The following is a 510-nucleotide window of genomic DNA, read 5'->3' on the forward strand; positions in this document are numbered from 1 at the left end:
AAGCATGGGCACTCTACCAGGGCCGCTACCGCATCACCAAAGGACGCTTAACCGAATATGACGCAAGGAACGCAAGGATCGAGTGGGAGAAACTATTCTGTAATTTGGAGATACGGGAGGTGTGAGAGGATGAGTGAGCTAGCAAAAGAGATTGCAAGCGTAGAAGAATTTAAAGACGCTCTATTCTATCAAAGCCCTATCCCAATTGAGTGGGCTGTGTGGAAGTACAAAGCTCAACAGGAACTAATAGATCAACAAGCCAAGGAGATTGAGAAGGTTGTAGCAGAGATTAAGTATCAAGTGGAGCGCAACGACAAACAACGGGCAGCATACTTCAAGACGGAATCACAACTCCTACTAGCGGTAAAGGCGTTGGAACGGATAGACAACATGCGCGAGACAATGCCAGCTAATTTCGAAGCTCATCACGCTGCGAATGCATTTGGGAGAGCAGAGACAATAGCCTCAGTAGCCCTAGAAGAAATCAAGCGTATATCCGCAGAGGGGGCG

General features: G+C 47.8%; 1 protein-coding gene. It reads left to right on the forward strand.

Annotation, left to right across the window (positions count from 1 at the left end):
- Nucleotides 1-129: 129 nt before the first annotated feature.
- A partial coding sequence (locus AC1DWB_RS37230) for a hypothetical protein (RefSeq protein ID WP_477546036.1) occupies nt 130-510 on the forward strand: 381 nt, incomplete at its 3' end.

This window comes from Paenibacillus sp. P4_E11 (genome assembly GCF_056401635.1).